General features: G+C 33.0%; 15 protein-coding genes. 11 read left to right on the forward strand and 4 right to left on the reverse strand.

Going from position 1 to position 13,878, the window contains the following annotated elements; translation table 11 throughout:
• Nucleotides 1–29: 29 nt before the first annotated feature.
• The 3 genes from FS85_RS0106665 (at nt 30) to sucC (ending at nt 2,539) form a co-directional block, all read left to right on the forward strand.
• Nucleotides 30–476 (forward strand): FixH family protein, encoded by a 447-nt coding sequence (locus FS85_RS0106665; RefSeq protein ID WP_010135348.1) that lies wholly within the window; start codon nt 30–32, stop codon nt 474–476.
• Entirely contained in the window at nt 398–1,177 is a 780-nt protein-coding gene (locus FS85_RS0106670) for a sulfite exporter TauE/SafE family protein (protein ID WP_083823634.1), read from the forward strand. The genes FS85_RS0106665 and FS85_RS0106670 overlap by 79 nt, the downstream gene beginning before the upstream one ends.
• A 165-nt stretch (nt 1,178–1,342) precedes the next feature.
• Nucleotides 1,343–2,539, forward strand: coding sequence for an ADP-forming succinate--CoA ligase subunit beta (sucC, locus tag FS85_RS0106675; RefSeq protein WP_010135352.1), 1,197 nt, complete (start codon nt 1,343–1,345; stop codon nt 2,537–2,539).
• A 61-nt stretch (nt 2,540–2,600) separates the two neighbouring features.
• Here the strand turns inward: sucC and FS85_RS0106680 are convergent, their stop codons facing one another.
• From FS85_RS0106680 to pyrR, 4 genes are read right to left on the reverse strand one after another with little or no spacing between them, the layout of a single operon-like run.
• Entirely contained in the window at nt 2,601–3,515 is a 915-nt protein-coding gene (locus FS85_RS0106680; RefSeq protein ID WP_010135353.1) for a ribonuclease Z, read from the reverse strand.
• Nucleotide 3,516: 1 nt separating this feature from the next.
• Nucleotides 3,517–3,843: a hypothetical protein gene (locus FS85_RS0106685; protein ID WP_010135354.1), complete on the reverse strand. Its 327-nt coding sequence runs from the start codon at nt 3,841–3,843 to the stop codon at nt 3,517–3,519.
• A 1-nt stretch (nt 3,844) separates the two neighbouring features.
• Nucleotides 3,845–4,774: an aspartate carbamoyltransferase catalytic subunit gene (locus FS85_RS0106690; protein ID WP_010135355.1), complete on the reverse strand. Its 930-nt coding sequence runs from the start codon at nt 4,772–4,774 to the stop codon at nt 3,845–3,847.
• On the reverse strand, nt 4,775–5,326 hold the full coding sequence (gene pyrR / locus FS85_RS0106695; protein WP_010135356.1) for a bifunctional pyr operon transcriptional regulator/uracil phosphoribosyltransferase PyrR: 552 nt from the start codon (nt 5,324–5,326) through the stop codon (nt 4,775–4,777).
• Between the two features lie 150 nt (nt 5,327–5,476).
• Here pyrR and FS85_RS0106700 point away from each other — a divergent pair, with 150 nt between their 5' ends.
• From FS85_RS0106700 to FS85_RS0106735, 8 genes are all read left to right on the forward strand, one after another.
• Nucleotides 5,477–6,850 carry a tetratricopeptide repeat protein gene (locus FS85_RS0106700; RefSeq protein ID WP_010135357.1) on the forward strand — a complete coding sequence of 458 codons (1,374 nt, stop codon included), beginning with the start codon at nt 5,477–5,479 and terminating at the stop codon, nt 6,848–6,850.
• 28 nt (nt 6,851–6,878) lie between these two features.
• Nucleotides 6,879–7,802, forward strand: coding sequence for a DUF368 domain-containing protein (locus tag FS85_RS0106705; protein ID WP_010135358.1), 924 nt, complete (start codon nt 6,879–6,881; stop codon nt 7,800–7,802).
• Between the two features lie 3 nt (nt 7,803–7,805).
• Nucleotides 7,806–8,801: a DUF368 domain-containing protein gene (locus tag FS85_RS0106710; RefSeq protein ID WP_010135360.1), complete on the forward strand. Its 996-nt coding sequence runs from the start codon at nt 7,806–7,808 to the stop codon at nt 8,799–8,801.
• The gene (locus FS85_RS0106715) at nt 8,798–9,538 is read left to right on the forward strand and encodes a shikimate dehydrogenase family protein (RefSeq protein ID WP_010135362.1); all 741 of its coding nucleotides are present in this window, start codon (nt 8,798–8,800) and stop codon (nt 9,536–9,538) included. The genes FS85_RS0106710 and FS85_RS0106715 overlap by 4 nt, the downstream gene beginning before the upstream one ends.
• 63 nt (nt 9,539–9,601) lie before the next feature.
• A complete protein-coding gene (locus tag FS85_RS15245) occupies nt 9,602–10,015 on the forward strand; it encodes a hypothetical protein (RefSeq protein ID WP_010135363.1) in 414 nt (137 codons plus the stop codon).
• Between the two features lie 14 nt (nt 10,016–10,029).
• Nucleotides 10,030–10,617, forward strand: coding sequence for a penicillin-binding protein activator LpoB (locus FS85_RS0106725; RefSeq protein WP_010135364.1), 588 nt, complete (start codon nt 10,030–10,032; stop codon nt 10,615–10,617).
• A 63-nt stretch (nt 10,618–10,680) separates the two neighbouring features.
• Nucleotides 10,681–12,093 carry a COG3014 family protein gene (locus FS85_RS0106730; protein ID WP_237706948.1) on the forward strand — a complete coding sequence of 471 codons (1,413 nt, stop codon included), beginning with the start codon at nt 10,681–10,683 and terminating at the stop codon, nt 12,091–12,093.
• Between the two features lie 58 nt (nt 12,094–12,151).
• A complete protein-coding gene (locus FS85_RS0106735; RefSeq protein WP_010135366.1) occupies nt 12,152–13,861 on the forward strand; it encodes a DUF349 domain-containing protein in 1,710 nt (569 codons plus the stop codon).
• The last annotated feature ends 17 nt before the right edge of the window (nt 13,862–13,878 follow it).

The raw sequence follows: 13,878 nt of genomic DNA on the forward strand, positions 1-13,878 counted from the left end.
TAGGGAAAACATCAACATAAAAAAAACATATGAAATTAAACTGGGGAACATACATAGTTATTACATTTATTGTGTTTATTAGCTTTATCTTGTACTTTGTGGTAAAGACTTTTACACAAAAACAATACGATTACGATTTGGTTACAGAATCGTATTATGAAGAAGAACTCAACTTTCAGCAAACTATAGATTATGCAAAAAATACCAAAGAGTTGTTTGAAAAAGTACAACTGTTGCAAGAAGGAACTACTTGGGTTGCTAAATTTCCAAAACAATTAAAAGGACACGTGGTAGGAGAAATTCAGTTTTACAGACCTTCTAACGACCTTTTGGATTTTGTTACCAAAGCAAATAACTACCGTGTAGAAATTCCTTCGACATCTCTTGTGCCAGGTAGATGGAATGCAATTATTACTTGGTATTACAGCCAAGAACCCGAAATGAAATTTTATCAAAAAGAAGAATTTTATTACTAATGCTTGTCACTGCTTTTATTTTTGGATTGCTAAGTAGCTTACATTGTGTAGGAATGTGTGGCCCTATTGCTTTTGCATTGCCAGTGCATAAAGGTACTGCTTCACAAAAATGGTGTAAAATACTTTATTATCATTTGGGTAGGTTAACTATCTACGCTGTTATTGGACTAATTTTTGGAATGTTTGGAAGAGCTTTTGCTATGGCAGGTTTGCAACAAACATTATCTATAGCAGCTGGTGGTTTTTTGATTTTTGTGGCGTTATTTTATAAAAAGATTTGGAACCGATTGGAACGTAATAGGCCTAACGGATTGTTAAAGGTGTTTAGAAAAGTATACCAAAATTTGGCACAATCTACTGCAAGTATACATTTTTATAGTTTAGGTTTAATTAATGGTTTGTTGCCATGCGGAACACTGTACATGGCTTTAATAGGAGCTATTGCTTTGGGATCTTTAACAAAAGGAGCTTTGTATATGTTTGTTTTTGGTTTAGGAACCGTCCCTTTAATGGTGTTGTTAATGACAGTAAAATTGTTTAGTACTTTGGCTTATAAAAAATACTATGCTACGTTTGTTCCTGTAATGCTATTTACTTTAGGAGCTCTTTTTATTCTAAGAGGGATGGGCTTGGGAATAGCTTTTGTGTCTCCTGCACTAAATAGTTTACAAGTGCAGTTTGTTCCTGTGGGCTGTCATTAAAAACTAACGAACATTTGTTGTTTTATTGACAAGATTCATCAACCTAGATTTGATTGTTTTTTAGACTAAAAAAACGTTTAAAATTCTTGTGCTTTTTTGGTACTACTGTTTGTTAGAATTGTTATTATTGCTTTGTTATTCTCAATAAAACAAATCAACAACTATATGAACCTACATGAATATCAAGGAAAAGAAATTCTAAACAGTTTTGGTGTTAGAATTCAACGAGGAATTGTAGCAAGCACTCCCGAAGAGGCTGTAGCAGCTGCCAAGCAATTAACAGATGAAACCGGTACCAGTTGGTACGTTGTAAAAGCCCAAGTTCATGCAGGAGGACGTGGAAAAGGAGGTGGAGTTAAGTTGGCTAAAAACTTAGATGAGGTAAAAGCGATTTCTGATGAAATAATTGGAATGCGTTTGGTTACCCCGCAAACATCTGCAGAAGGAAAACTGGTAAATCAAGTATTGATTGCAGAAGACGTGTACTATCCAGGAGAAAGCAAGACTGAAGAGTTTTATGTTTCAGTATTGTTAAATAGAGCTACTGGAAAAAACATGGTCATGTATTCTCCTGAAGGAGGAATGGATATTGAAGAAGTAGCCGAAAAAACACCAGAATTAATCTTTACAGAAGAAATAGATCCTGCTACAGGAATTTTACCGTTCCAAGCACGAAAAATTGCTTTCAATTTAGGATTGTCTGGAGTTGCATTTAAAGAAATGAGTAAGTTTGTGATGGCTTTGGCTACTGCTTATGAAAAATCAGATGCGGCTATGTTTGAAATTAACCCTGTTTTAAAAACCTCAGATGATAAAATATTAGCTGTAGATGCTAAGGTGTCTTTAGATGAAAACGCTTTGTTCCGTCATAAAGATTTTGCAGAATTAAGAGACGTTCGTGAAGAACATCCAACAGAAGTTGAAGCAAAAGAAGCAGGATTGAACTATGTTGCTTTGGATGGAAACGTAGGATGTATGGTAAACGGAGCAGGATTGGCTATGGGAACTATGGATTTGATAAAACAAGCAGGAGGAGACCCAGCTAACTTTTTGGACGTAGGAGGTACTGCGGATGCAAAACGTGTAGAGACAGCGTTTAGAATTATCTTAAAAGACCCTAAAGTAAAAGCTATTTTAGTAAACATTTTTGGAGGTATTGTACGTTGCGACCGTGTAGCACAAGGAGTAGTTGATGCTTATAAAAACATGGGTGATAGCATAAACGTACCTATTATAGTTCGTTTGCAAGGAACCAATGCTGTAGAAGCAAAAGAATTGATTGATGCACAAGATGGCTTGGATGTAATTTCTGCAACCGAGTTCCAAGAAGCTGCTGAAAAAGTACAAGAAGTATTGGCATAATTATTTCTTATACATATTCATAAAAGAGTCCTCTTTATAGGGGACTTTTTTATGTTAAGAACTATGCTATAAACTCTTTTCCGCTTTCTGCGGTATCTACATTTTTAAAAATAGTTTCAGCTTCTTTTTTAAATAAATTTGAGTCTTTGTAACGACTAGAGTAATGCCCTAAAATTAGTTTTTTTACTTTGGCGGCATCTGCAATTAATGCAGCTTCTTTAGCAGTGCTGTGTTTGGTACGTTCGGTTAAGTGTTTGTTGTCTTCTAAAAAAGTAGATTCGTGATACAACAAATCTACATGTTTAATAATAGGAACAATATCAGGTTTGTAAGCCGTATCACTACAAAAGGCATAACTTTTAGGAATTCTAGGAGGTAAGGTTAATGTTTGATTGTGAACTATACTTCCATCTTTTTTAACAAAGTCTTTTCCGTTTTTTAGGTGATGGTAATCGCAAATTTCAATTTCAGGTTCTCTTTTTACAGCTTCTATATTTATTTTTCTCAAATCGGATTTTTCCGAGAACAAAAAACCATTGGTATACACCCTGTGGTCTAAAGGAATGGTATGAACAGTAATTTTTTTGTCTTCAAAAATAAGTTCAGATTTTTTGCTAGACAATTCATGAAATAAAAGAGGAAAAGCGGTCCAAGAATTAGAGAGTTTAAGCTGTAATGTAATAATTTCTTTAATTCCTTTGGGTCCATACACATGTAATTCTGTTCGTCTGTCCAACAAACCAAAGGTGGAAATCAACCCGACCAAACCAAAAAAATGATCTCCGTGTAAATGCGAAATAAAAATATGTTTGATTTTTGCAAAAGGAACTTTGTGTTGTCTAAGCAATACTTGTGTCCCTTCACCACAATCAATCAAAACATGTCTTTCGTTGATTTTTAGATATTGTGCTGTAGGGTATGCGTTGGTTCTGGGACTGGCTGAATGACAACCTAATATAGTTAGATGGATCCCCATATTAAAAACCTAGGTCGCGTGTCATTTCATCCATATCAATCATATCTTCAGCTTCAATTAAAGTCGGTACAACGTTTAGCTCCTCATCAAAAGCATCTGCATCAAAAGAAGGAATGATAATTACAAAAGAAGAATTGCTTTCTGTTTGGATTTCTGCAAAGTGAATTAAAGAGGCAACTTCTTGGTCTGTTGCATTGGTTTTGCTTAAGTCTATTACCAGATTTTGATTTTTAAATTCATCAAATTGGTTTTTTAATGCTGTACTAAAAGCTTTAAAATTATCTGCAGCAGTAATTAAGGTATATTTTTCTTTAGTGCTAATGTCCATTTTATTTCTTGATTTGTTGAGCTAATAAATAGATACAGGCCATACGTATGGCAACTCCATTTTCTACCTGATTTAAAATAATTGCTTGGTCAGAATCGGCAACGTCAGAAGTAATTTCTACTCCACGGTTGATAGGTCCTGGGTGCATAATGGTAATTTCAGAGTCTAGGGAGTTGAGTAGTTTTTTATCAACACCATATAGCTGTGTGTACTCTCTTGTAGAGGGAAAGTATTTTATGTCCATGCGTTCGTTTTGTACCCTTAGCATGTTCGCAACATCGGCCCATTCTAAGGCTTTTCTTAAGTTGGTTTCTACACCCACACCTAAACTTTCTATGTATTTAGGAATTAAGGTAACAGGACCGCAAACTTTTACTTGAGCTCCTAAGAGCTTTAATGCGTAGATATTAGAAAGTGCTACTCTAGAGTGTAAAATGTCTCCCACAATAACTACTTTTTTTCCAGCCACATCTCCTAAATGTTTTTTTATAGAAAAAGTATCTAACAATGCTTGTGTGGGATGTTCATGTGTACCATCACCTGCATTGATGATTTTAGTATCTACGTATTTAGATAAAAATTCATGGGCTCCAACATCGGGGTGTCTCATAACAATAATATCTACTTTCATAGATAAAATATTGTTCACGGTATCAATCAATGTTTCTCCTTTTTTTACCGAAGAACCTGAAGCAGAAAAGTTAATCACATCAGCAGATAGTCTTTTTTCTGCCAACTCAAAAGACAACTTGGTACGCGTGCTGTTTTCAAAAAACAAGTTGGCAATGGTTACATCTCTTAGCGAAGGTACTTTTTTTATAGGTCTGTTAATCACTTCTTTAAAATGATCAGCAGTGTTAAAAATTAAATCAATATCGTCTTTTATTAGGTGTTTAATTCCTAATAAATTTGAAACACTTAGGGTACTCATTTATTGTTTTTTTGATCTTTTTGTTATGTATACAGAATCAGACAGGGTGTTGTTACTCCAATTAACAATTACTTTTTCTTCGTTAATTACGTCTACGGTAGCTCCTTTGTAGTCTGGTTGTATAGGCAGGTGTCTGCTAAAACGCCTATCTACAAGTACCATCAGTTCTATTTCATTTGGTCTTCCGTAAGATTGAATGGCTGTTAAGGCTGCATTAATGCTACGCCCAGAATAGAGTACGTCGTCAATAAAAACTACATTTTTATCTTCTACCAAAAAGTTAATTTCTGTAGAGTTTGCGCTTAATGGCTCGGTTCGTCGTCTAAAATCGTCTCGGTAAAAAGTGATGTCTAATTTTCCTAACTTGATATTCTGTATTTGATAATCTTTGGTAAGAATTTCAGCAATACGTTCTGCAAAAAAAGTTCCTCTTGGTTGCAGGCCAATTAGGACAGTATTAGAAAAATCACCATGATTTTCAATTAGCTGACAGGCCAAGCGTTGTAGGATAATTTGAATTTTTTTGGAATTAAGAAGGATTTTATCACTCATTGAGACTTGCAAAATTTGTTCTACAAATATAGTTTTTTTGTTGATTAAATTGTTAAAAACATTTGTTAGTATCCTTAGTAATTATCAGCGTTTGTATTATCTTTATACCAATTTACTTGCAATTGCCCCATCTATTAAAAAGAGAGAATTATGATGTCATTAGCCAAATTTGAAGAAATGTTAAAAACCAATGATGTCTATTTTTTTGATACTACAGAGTTTGAGGAAATCATCCATCATTACCTAGACGAAGGAAATAGTTCTATGGCAAAAAAAGCAATTTATTTGGCATTAGAACAGCATCCAGATTCTGTTGATATAAAACTTATAGAAGCTGAAGTATATATTTTTGAAGACCAATACGACAAAGCACAATATTTGTTAGAAAACTTAAAGGCAATTTACCCATCTAATGAAGAAGTGTATGTGCAAATTGCCAATCTCTTATCAAAACAAGACAAACACGAACAAGCAATAGAAAGTTTAAAAATTGCTGAAAAATATACGGATGATTTAGCAGATATTTCTTTATTAATTGGAATGGAATATTTGTTTTTAGACAAGTTTCATCAGTCTAGAAAATACTTTTCTAGATGTTTAGAGCAAGATTTAGAAGACTATCATGCTTTGTACAATATTATTTATTGTTACGAAATGGAGTCTGAACACGAACATGCTATTGGTTTTTTAAATTCATATATTGACAAAAATCCTTATTGCGAAGTTGCGTGGCATCAATTAGGTAGACAGTATTATGTGTTAAAAAAGTACGAGGATGCACTTAAAGCTTTTGATTATGCGGTAGTTATAGAAGAAGAATTTTTAGGAGCGTATATAGAAAAAGCCAAAGCATTAGAAAAGTTAGAACGTTATGATGAGGCCATTGAAAACTATAAAATTACATTAACTCTAGAAGATCCTACCTCTTTTGCATACTTAAGAATAGGAGAGTGTTACAGTTATAAAAAACAGTTGGCTAAGGCAATTCATTACTACAAAAAAGCCGTTCACGAAGATCCATTATTAGACAAAGGCTGGATGGTTTTAGCTTTAGCACACATACAACAAAAAGAATACGACAAAGCTTTGCATTATGCAAATAAAGCTCTTGCCTTGGACGAAACAAATGCTGATTATTGGAAGTGCCATGCAGAGATTAATTTAAGTTTACAGTTTTATGAAGAGGCTGCAGCATCTTACGAGAAATGTATTCGTTTGGGGTTGTCTGGAGTTACTATTTGGATTCAATTGGCAGATGTTTGGACACATGCAAAAAAATATACCAATGCTTTAGAAATTTTAATCAGAGCAAAAAAACAGCATCAAAACTTTGCAGAAATAGAGTATAGATTAGGATGTTTGTTGTTTTTAAAAGATAAAAGGAAAGAGGCATATTTACATTTAAAAACAGCATTAAGTTTAGACCCTAACAGTTGTTTGGTTGTAGAAAACCTATTCCCTAAAGTTTTTGAAGATAAAGAAGTAAAAAGAATGATTTCAAACGCTTTGGATAACTCCCAATAAAAATTACTTTTGCTCAAAAAACTTTTTAATGAAAAGATCTATCAAAGATTATTTTGTGATTTCTTTAAAAGGAATGGCAATGGGGGCTGCTGATGTAGTTCCAGGAGTTTCTGGGGGAACAATTGCTTTTATTTCTGGAATATATGAAGAATTGTTAACCTCGATAAGCAATGTAAATGTTTCGGTTTTAAAAACGTTAAAAAACGACGGATTAAAAGCTGCTTGGAAACAGTTAAACGCTAGCTTTTTATTAGCTTTAATGCTTGGTATTGCTGTTAGTGTTATTTCTTTGGCTAAAGGGATTTCTTTTTTGTTAGTAAACCATCCAATAATGGTTTGGTCATTCTTTTTCGGGTTGGTTTTAGCAAGCATCATTTACGTAGGAAAACAAATTAATCAATGGAGAGTGCAAGAAATAGTTGCTTTGGTTTTGTCTGGACTGGTAGCTTATTATGTTACAATAGCAGAACCCATGGTAAGTGATGATGCTTCTTTATGGTTTTTATTTTTGGCAGGTGCCTTAGCAATTTGTGCTATGATTTTGCCTGGGATTTCAGGAGCTTTTATTTTGGTACTATTAGGAGCTTATCAAAGTATACTAGAGGCTGTTCATAGTAGAAATTTACAAGTAATAATGGTTGTAGGTGCAGGGGCAGTTGTAGGCTTGTTAAGCTTTTCTAAGGTTTTAAAATGGCTTTTTGTTAACTATAAAAACATTACTTTGGCAGGGCTTACGGGTTTTATTGTTGGATCTTTGAATAAAATCTGGCCATGGAAACTTACGTTAAGTACAAGAATTAATTCTAAAGGTGTAGAAGTTCCTGTTTTGCAAAAAAGCATTTTGCCACAAAATTTTGAAGGAGATGCCCACCTTTGGACAGCCATACTTTTAGCTATTTGTGGTTTTGCTATTATTCTTTTGATGGAAAAAATTGCCAGCAAAAAAGCTTAGTACATGAATCCTAAATACCTTGCACTTTTTTTAAAAGGAGTTCTGATGGGGGCAGCAAACAAAGTCCCAGGAGTTTCGGGTGGTGCGGTAGCTTATGTTTTGGGGTTTTATAATGAACTAATTTATTCCTTTCAAAAAGTAAATGGAAAAGCTTTTAGATTGTTTTTTAAAAGAGGTTTTAAAAGTTTTTACCAGTACATAAATGCTTCTTTCTTAATCTGTATACATGGAGGAATTGCATTTAGTTATTTTACCGTTTCTAGAGTTTTAGATTATTTTTTAAATGCCTACGAGCTTGCCGTATGGGCTTTGTTTTTTGGAATGATTATAGGCTCTGGGATATATCTAATTAAGAAATATCAAGGATGGAGTCTTAGAAGTTATCTTTCTTTAGCTGTAGGGATTTTTATTGGAGTAGCACTAAACTTTATTGAGCCTAGTACTGAAAATCACAATTTGTGGTTTGTTTTTTTATGTGGAATGATTGGGGTTTCAGGAATGACGATTCCAGGTCTTTCAGGTTCTTACTTATTGATATTAATGGGGAACTATGTTTTTCTATTGGTTGATACAGTAAACGTTATTGGAAAAATTGGTTTAGAGTTGTTTGGAGGGAATTTTACAACGTTTAGCAATGCCAATCATCAAGAATATTTACAAATATTTATAGTATTTACATTGGGTTCTATTAGTGGATTGATTTTTTTCTCTCAGATGTTGGCTTATGTTCTTAATAAGTGGGAAAAAACAGTAAATGCTGTTATTATAGGATTTATTATAGGTTCCTTAGGAACGGTTTGGCCATGGAAAAATAAAATTTTTATGACTGAAAATGGTCAGTGGGTTCACAATAAATTCAATCAAAAAATAGTGGTAGGTTTTGATAAGTATTGGCCTAATTTATCACAACAAGAAAATTACATAGCACTTTTGTTTGTGATTTTTGGAATAGCAATGGTATTGGCTTTAGAACATTATTCAAAAAATAAAAAAAGATGAGTTTAAAAACATTTGGATTGGTAGGAAAGGATATTTCATATTCTTTCTCTAGAGGATATTTTACGCAGAAATTTAAAGATTTGCAATTAGACAATCATCAATATGTAAATTTTGATTTGCCCGAAGTTTCTTTGTTAGAAAACATCATAGCAGAAAAGAAAGAGGGGTTAACAGGGATGAATGTTACAATACCCTACAAGCAAGAAGTAATGCAGTTTTTAACAGAAATAGATGAGGATGCCAAAGAAATAGGAGCAGTTAATGTTATCAAGTTAACCCAAGATAAAGTAATAGGTTACAATACAGATGTTTATGGTTTTCAAAAATCGATTGAACCTTTTTTAAAATCACATCATACTAAAGCATTGATTTTAGGAACAGGAGGAGCTTCTAAGGCCGTAAAACATGCGTTTAAAAAATTAGGAATTGCACATCAATACGTGTCAAGAACTGCTGCAGAAGGAGTGTTGACTTATAGCAGTTTAAACAAAGAGTTGATGGAGGAATATTCGGTAATTGTAAATACATCTCCTTTAGGAACATCACCTAAAGTAGAACTAAAACCAGACATTCCATATCAATACTTAACCGAAAAACATTTGTTGTTTGATTTGATTTACAATCCAGCAGAAACTACTTTTTTACGATTGGGAAAAGAGCAAGGAGCAACCATCAAAAATGGGTTACAGATGTTAGAATTACAAGCAGAAAAGTCTTGGGAAATTTGGAATAGTTAAATTGGTATAGTATTTGTTTTTAAAATTATATTAACTTTAGTATCAAGTAAAAAGTATTACATTATGAAAGCAATTTATATACTAACATTGTTGATGTGTACGCTAGGTGTAACGGCACAAGAAACAAGCGATCAAAATCCAAACTACCAACGTAGTTATGAAAAATATGCAAAACTAAGTCAAGATTACGTAAATAAACAAGGAACAACGGCACAACAAACATATGTAGCTATTGATCTTATGGAAGAAAAAAGAATTCGTAAAAAAATGGTGAAAGATCATCGTGCAATGAGAAGGCTTTGGAGGCACGAAGAACGTATGGAAGCTGCCAAAAACACCAAGTACAGAGTATATCATAACGGGTATTCTGGATGGAACACCAACATAGGTATTGGTATAGGAGCAAGAAGAGGTTTTTCTGTTTATAGTGGAATTTACAGTCCTTTTTGGGGATATTCACCACGTTTTTGTAGATAAATAAAAATAAAAAAATGAAGAAAATAATTATTGTATTAGCACTAGGATTTGTTGGAATCGTTAGCTTAGAATCTTGTTCAAGGAAAGTAACAAGAGTTGGAGTAGAAGAACAAATAGACATTAGCGGAAGATGGAACGATACCGATGCTAGAATGGCCGCTCAGGATTTGAGTACACAAGCAGTCTTGGGAGATTGGTTGAATACACACATGATAGAGAAAAAGAAAAAACCCGTAGTTATTGTTGGTTTGGTACGAAACAAATCTCATGAACATATAGATGGTGAATTGTTTACGGTAGAAATAGAAAAAGCTTTAGTAAAATCTCAGAGAGCAAGAGTTGTTCAAGGAGGAGAAATGAGAAACGAATTGAGAGCAGAAAGAGCAGATCAGCAAGAAAATGCATCTGTATCTACCATGAAAAAATTTGGTCTAGAAACTGGAGCAGATTATATGCTACAAGGAACTATTAATTCTGTGGTAGATGCACATAAAAGAGAAAAGGTGGTGTACTACCAAATAGATTTAACATTAACCAATATACAAACCAATGAAAAAGTTTGGTTTGGAGAAAAGAAAATAAAAAAGTTTGTTAAAAACTAAAACAAACCAAAAGAAAACAAAACTGTTTGGATAGCTATTCAAACAGTTTTTTAGTTTATGGGCATGAAAAAATCAATTAGTACCTATTTATTGGCCTTTGTTTCAGCGATATTTATAACAAGCTGTGCAACGTATCATGATTTGAGTAGTTCTTATCAACAAGAAATACAGCAAGAAAATTATACGAATGCTTTTCAAAAAATTGAAAAAAATAAATTTCTAAAAAAGAAAAGAAATCAGTTGTTGGCTTATTTAGAAAAAGGAAAATTAGCACATTTAAATAAAGATTATAAACTAAGCAACAACTATTTTAATCAAGCAGATTTGTTAATTGAAGATGCTAAAAAAAACATAGGCAATCAAGTAGTAGGTGTGCTAACCAATCCTGAAAAAGAAACTTATAGAGGGGAGGATTTTGAAAAAGTTGCCATTCACTATTACAAAGCATTGAACTATATTTTTTTGCAGCAACTAGACGATGCTTTGGTTGAGGCCAAAAGAATCAACTTACAGTTGCAAAAGATAAATGATAAGTATCCTGAGGACAAAAAAAACAGATATACAAGCGATGCGTTTGCACTTAATTTACAAGGTTTGTTGTACGAAGCAACAGGAAATTTAAATGATGCGTTTATTGCTTACAGAAATGCTGTTGATTTGTATTTACAAAATCAACAAGTTTATTTTGGAGTTCGTATTCCTAAACAACTGCAACAAGATTTAGTAAACACAGCTCATTTGTTAGGGTTTAGAAACGAGGAAGAACGATATGCAAAACAATTTGGTATTGCATATGATGAGCGTTATGCCCGTAATAAAAATGCCATCGTATTTTGGGAAAATGGTTTGGTGCCTTATAAGTCTCAAACTTACTTTACATTTACACAATTGCCAGGAAGTAGCAATGGTTTTGTTACTATTACCAATAAGGAACTAGGAGTAAATATTCCTGTTCCTACTCAAAATACATCTTCTAGTGCTTCAAAGTTTTCAGATCTATCTATAATAAACATAGCATTTCCTAAATACGAGGACAGGCCTGCTTACTTTACAAAGGCAAAATTATTGCATCAAGCAAAAGACACTACATCGATAGCTTTGGAGCTTGTGCAAGATTATGATGTTATTGCACATCAAACATTAAAAGATAGAACGGTTAGAGAAATAGGAAAAATGGCACTACGTGTTGCTACCAAAAAAATCACAGAAAAAATAGTATCAGACCAGAATGCAAATCTAGGAGCATTGGTAGGATTGTTTAATGCAATTACAGAAAAAACGGATACCAGAAATTGGCAAACTTTGCCCAGTAAAATTTATTATGCAAGAGTTCCACTGCATAAAGATACGCAACAACTTGTATTAAAAGCAAGTAATACAAAAGGTGCACAAATAGAGCATGTTTTTAAGCTAAAAAGTCATCAGAAACTCAGTTTTTTTAATTTTAGCACTCCACAGGTCATAAAGTACGATTAACTAATTGATTAGTTTGACAAAATCTATATATTTGGAAAAAAAGTAATCAAATACAATAATGGAACCTATCATGGAGAATGAGATTCAATCTAAAGATTATAAAACCTTGTCTTTGGATGATTTAGTAAATACACTGCGAACATTAATTGAGGAAAAGCAAATAACAGATATAAAAGAAGATGCTAACGCTATAAGAGCCGCATTTTATTTGCAATACAATGAAGAGGTAGCACAAGCTAAAGAAGATTTTATTGCAGCAGGAGGTAAGGAAGAAGAGTTTCAATATCCAAATCCTATACAAGTTACTTTTAAAGAGCTATGGAAAACTTTTCTGAATAAAAAGAAAGCACATCAGGCACAGTTAAATAAAGAGCTAGAAAATAATTTGTCTAAAAGATTACAGATTATTGCAGCAATTAAAGCTTTGGTAGAGCAAGGAGATGTTTCAAACTCATACAAAGACTTTCAACAATTAATGACAGACTGGAAAGAAATAGGAAACATTCCGTCTGATAAGTATCAAGAAACTTGGGGGAATTACCATTTGTATGTAGAGCAATTTTATGACTTACTACACCTAAACAAAGATTTAAGAGAAATTGACTTTAAACGCAATTTAGAAGCCAAACAACAAATTATAGAAAAAGCAAAAGAATTGGCAACTCATACAGATATTCAGTTTGCTTTTAACGAATTGCAGATTTTACACAGATTGTGGAAAGAAGAAACAGGACCTGTTTCTAAAGAGTTTAGAGAGCCTGTTTGGCAAGAGTTTTCAGAAATTACAAATCAAATTCATCAAAAAAGAGTAGCTTTTGTTAACGAGTTAAAAAAGGTTGAAGAAGAAAACCTACAAAGCAAGCTAGAAAAAATAGAAGAAATCAGAAATTTTGATTTTAGTAAAAATAGAAGTTTCAATGATTGGAGAAAAAGCATTGATGCATTTGAGGTTTTAAAAGAGCAGTTTTTGGCAATAGGAAACATTCCCAAAAATAAAACGGCAGAAGTTTGGAACAGTTTTAAAGAAGCAACTAAAGTATTTAACCATGCAAAAAATGACTTTTTTAGAGAGCAAAAAAAGGCACAAGCTGATGCGATCGCTAAAAGAAAAGAATTGATTGCTGAGGCAAAGAACTGGAAGGATTCAGAAGATTTTCAATCTGCAACAGAGACGTTTAAAAGAATACAAGCAGAGTGGAAAAAGTTAGGTTTTGTACCAAGAAAACAAGCCGATGCTTTATGGAATGAGTTTAAGAACAATTGTGATGCGTATTTTGATAGGCTAAACAATGTAAAAAAAGAAGGAACTCCAGAAGAACAAAAAAACTACGAATCTAAACTTGCTTTTTTTGAAACCTTGACCGAGAAAGAAATCAATATAGATACGTACAAAGATGTTGTAAAAGAGTGGTTGGAAATAGGTTTGGTACCTTCTCAGAAAAACAAGATTGATCAGGATATTTATCAAACAATAGAAAAATCCTTAGAGTTGCCTAAAGAAAAAGCTGACTTTGTAGTGTATCAATTAAAATTGGCATATTGGAAAGCAATTGATAGTAAAAAACTTTATGACGAGTACGATCTACTAAGAAAAGAAGTAGATGCTGTTACTAAAGATTTGAAACAGTTAGAGAATAATTTAGGATTTTTTGCCAATAGTAAAAAAGCAAATCCTTTGTTAGATACCGTAAAACAATCCATAGAGAATGAAAAAAATAAGCTAAAACTAGCCAAGCAAAAGGTTAAGTATTTTAGATCTATTCAGTAAAAAAAACAAAGGCTATC

The sequence above is a fragment of the Ochrovirga pacifica genome (genome assembly GCF_000220525.1).
GTDB classification, from domain to species: Bacteria; Bacteroidota; Bacteroidia; order Flavobacteriales; family Flavobacteriaceae; genus Ochrovirga; species Ochrovirga pacifica.

Excerpts from the sequence above, each read along its gene's own strand:
- FS85_RS0106730 (WP_237706948.1), top strand. The coding sequence starts at position 10,681 with ATGAAAAAATCAATTAGTACCTATTTATTGGCCTTTGTTTCAGCGATA.
- FS85_RS0106710 (WP_010135360.1), top strand. The coding sequence starts at position 7,806 with ATGAATCCTAAATACCTTGCACTTTTTTTAAAAGGAGTTCTGATGGGG.
- FS85_RS15245 (WP_010135363.1), top strand. The coding sequence starts at position 9,602 with ATGAAAGCAATTTATATACTAACATTGTTGATGTGTACGCTAGGTGTA.
- FS85_RS0106670 (WP_083823634.1), top strand. The coding sequence starts at position 398 with ATGGAATGCAATTATTACTTGGTATTACAGCCAAGAACCCGAAATGAA.
- sucC (WP_010135352.1), top strand. The coding sequence starts at position 1,343 with ATGAACCTACATGAATATCAAGGAAAAGAAATTCTAAACAGTTTTGGT.
- pyrR (WP_010135356.1), bottom strand. The coding sequence starts at position 5,326 with ATGAGTGATAAAATCCTTCTTAATTCCAAAAAAATTCAAATTATCCTA.
- FS85_RS0106725 (WP_010135364.1), top strand. The coding sequence starts at position 10,030 with ATGAAGAAAATAATTATTGTATTAGCACTAGGATTTGTTGGAATCGTT.
- FS85_RS0106690 (WP_010135355.1), bottom strand. The coding sequence starts at position 4,774 with ATGAGTACCCTAAGTGTTTCAAATTTATTAGGAATTAAACACCTAATA.
- FS85_RS0106665 (WP_010135348.1), top strand. The coding sequence starts at position 30 with ATGAAATTAAACTGGGGAACATACATAGTTATTACATTTATTGTGTTT.
- FS85_RS0106700 (WP_010135357.1), top strand. The coding sequence starts at position 5,477 with ATGATGTCATTAGCCAAATTTGAAGAAATGTTAAAAACCAATGATGTC.
- FS85_RS0106735 (WP_010135366.1), top strand. The coding sequence starts at position 12,152 with ATGGAACCTATCATGGAGAATGAGATTCAATCTAAAGATTATAAAACC.
- FS85_RS0106680 (WP_010135353.1), bottom strand. The coding sequence starts at position 3,515 with ATGGGGATCCATCTAACTATATTAGGTTGTCATTCAGCCAGTCCCAGA.
- FS85_RS0106685 (WP_010135354.1), bottom strand. The coding sequence starts at position 3,843 with ATGGACATTAGCACTAAAGAAAAATATACCTTAATTACTGCTGCAGAT.
- FS85_RS0106715 (WP_010135362.1), top strand. The coding sequence starts at position 8,798 with ATGAGTTTAAAAACATTTGGATTGGTAGGAAAGGATATTTCATATTCT.
- FS85_RS0106705 (WP_010135358.1), top strand. The coding sequence starts at position 6,879 with ATGAAAAGATCTATCAAAGATTATTTTGTGATTTCTTTAAAAGGAATG.